Raw genomic sequence first — 2,528 nt, forward strand, 5'->3', positions numbered from 1 at the left:
GACCTGGGTGAAGCCGACGCCCCCGGCGGTGGTCCGGGCGGTGGTCCGGGCGTGGGACCACTCCAGCACGTTCAGCAGCTGGACCGGGCTCTCGACCAGCGCGTACGTTCCGGGCACAGGTCAGACCTGCGCCGGCTCGCGCTCGGCGCGCTCGGCCACGACGCCCTTGACGCGGCGCAGCTTCTTCATCGGGGCCAGCTCGCCCTCGTAGACCCGCTTGACGCCGTCACCGAGGGACTCCTCGATGGTGCGGATGTCGCGGACGAGGCGGTCCAGGCCCTGGGGCTCGACCGAGGCGGCCTGGTCCGAGCCCCACATGGCGCGGTCCAGGGTGATGTGGCGCTCGACGAAGACGGCGCCGAGGGCCACGGCGGCGAGGGTGGTCTGGAGACCGGTCTCGTGGCCGGAGTAGCCGATCGGCACGTTGGGGTACTCGGCCTGGAGGGTGTGGATGGCCCGGAGGTTCAGCTCCTCGGCCTTGGCCGGGTACGTCGAGGTGGCGTGGAGCAGCACGATGTTCTCGCTGCCCAGGACCTCGACGGCGTGGCGGATCTGCTGCGGGGTGGACATGCCGGTGGAGAGGATGATCGTCCGGCCGGTGGCGCGCAGGGCGCGCAGCAGCTCGTCGTCGGTCAGCGACGCGGAGGCCACCTTGTGGGCGGGCAGGTCGAACTTCTCCAGGAACTCGACGGCCTCGACGTCCCAGGGGGAGGCGAACCAGTGGATGTTCCGCTTGCGGCAGTACGCGTCGATGGCGCGGTACTGCTCCTCGTCGAACTCCACGCGGTGGCGGTAGTCGATGTAGGTCATCCGGCCCCAGGGGGTGTCACGCTCGATGTCCCACTGGTCGCGGGGGGTGCAGATCTCCGGGGTCCGCTTCTGGAACTTGACGGCGTCGCAGCCGGCGTCGGCGGCGGCGTCGATCAGCGCGAAGGCGTTGTCGAGGTCGCCGTTGTGGTTGATGCCGATCTCGCCGGTGACGTAGACCGGGCGGCCGGGACCGACCGGGCGGTCACCGAGGTGGCGGAGACGGACGCCGGCGGCGGTCTGCTGGGTCGGTGCGTTCATGAGGACGTGAGTTCCTTTCCGAGGATCCACGAGGCGATCTCGCGGATCGCGCCGGCCCCTCCGGGCGTGGAGGTGACCGCACGGGCTGCGGCGCGGACGACGTCGTGCGCGCTCGCGACGGCGACGGGCCAGCCGACCAGTCCGAAGCAGGGCAGGTCGTTGACGTCGTTCCCGACGTAGAGCACCCGTTCGGGCGCCACGCCGTTCTCCTCGCACCACTGCTTGAGGGCGAGGTCCTTCCGGTCGATGCCGTGCAGCACGGGGACGCGCAGCTTGCGCGCCCGGGCGGCCACGACCGGGTTCTGTTCCGTGGAGAGGATCAGCAGCGGCACCCCTGCGCGGCGGAGCGCGGCGATACCGAGGCCGTCGCCGCGGTGCACGGCGACCAGTTCCCTTCCTTCGGAGTCGATCAGCACCCGGTCGTCGGTCTGGGTGCCGTCGAAGTCGATGACCACCGCGTCGATGTCGTCGCGCCGGGGCAGCGGCCCCTGGGCGAACGGCGGTGGGGGGCTGCCGGGGATGCCGTCCAGCAGCGGCGCGAGGGCGCGGGCCCGCGCGAGGTCGTGCGGGTCGTCGATCTCCAGGACGCGCGCCGGGTCGGTGCGCACGAGCTCGGTGCGGCCGAAGAAGCGGTGGCGCTCGGTGCGGAAGCCGTCGGCGCGCATGGCGTAGGCGGCGCCGGTCTCCAGCAGGTCCTCGGGTCGGTCCTGGCGGCGGGGGCGGTACGCCTTGTCGTGGTTGACGCCGTGACCGCCCGCACCGCCGCGGGGGGCGCCCGCGGTGTCGCGCCAGATGAAGCCGTGGAACGGGGCGACGGTCAGCGCGGTGTCGGCGCCGTCCAGGACAGCCCCGGCGACCTTGTCGATGTCGTCGCGGGTGAGGAACGGGCTGGTGCACTGCACCAGCAGCACCACGTCCACAGTGGTCTCGTGGCGCTCCTCGTAGGTGTCGAGCGCGTGGAGCAGCGCGGCCTCGCTGGTCGCGGCGTCGCCGGAGAGCTCGGCGGGGCGTTCGACGGACTCGGCGCCGGCGGCGCGGGCGGCGGCGGCTATGCCGGGGTCGTCGGTGGTGACGACGACGGCACCGATGTTGCGGGCGCCGAGGCACTCGCGGACAGCGCGCGCCACCAGGGGCACGTCGCCGACCTGGGCGAGGTTCTTGCCGGGCACTCCCTTGGAACCCCCGCGGGCGGGGATCACGGCGAGCACGGTGGTCATGGGTGGGGACGTCCCGTTCGTGTCGGTGGCGGTTGCGGGCGCGGGGCGGTGGTCGGCGCCGGTGCGCCGGGTGGTGCGCCGGGGCCGGGGAGTATGCGCACCCGGGTGCGCTGGGACGGTCACAGCCGCCCCCAGCGGCGGATCAGGGGGGCGACGCGCTGCACACCGGTGCGGTACGCGCGGCGTGCGCCGCGGCGCGCGAGGCGGCCGACGGGGCCGGGGGGCCGCGGGTCGGTGCGGCCC

At 73.7% G+C, this 2,528-nt stretch carries 2 protein-coding genes; both read right to left on the reverse strand.

Annotated elements, in window-relative coordinates; genetic code table 11:
* Nucleotides 1-120: 120 nt before the first annotated feature.
* Nucleotides 121-1,068, reverse strand: coding sequence for an N-acetylneuraminate synthase family protein (locus HCJ92_RS23600; RefSeq protein ID WP_167935640.1), 948 nt, complete (start codon nt 1,066-1,068; stop codon nt 121-123).
* Nucleotides 1,065-2,285, reverse strand: coding sequence for an acylneuraminate cytidylyltransferase (locus HCJ92_RS23605; RefSeq protein ID WP_167935641.1), 1,221 nt, complete (start codon nt 2,283-2,285; stop codon nt 1,065-1,067). The genes HCJ92_RS23600 and HCJ92_RS23605 overlap by 4 nt, the downstream gene beginning before the upstream one ends.
* Between the last annotated feature and the right edge of the window lie 243 nt (nt 2,286-2,528).

The sequence above is a fragment of the Streptomyces spiramenti genome, assembly GCF_012034385.1.
Lineage (GTDB): Bacteria > Actinomycetota > Actinomycetes > Streptomycetales > Streptomycetaceae > Streptomyces > Streptomyces spiramenti.

Coding starts and splice junctions, on each gene's coding strand:
- HCJ92_RS23605 (WP_167935641.1), bottom strand. CDS start 2,285: ATGACCACCGTGCTCGCCGTGATCCCCGCCCGCGGGGGTTCCAAGGGA.
- HCJ92_RS23600 (WP_167935640.1), bottom strand. CDS start 1,068: ATGAACGCACCGACCCAGCAGACCGCCGCCGGCGTCCGTCTCCGCCAC.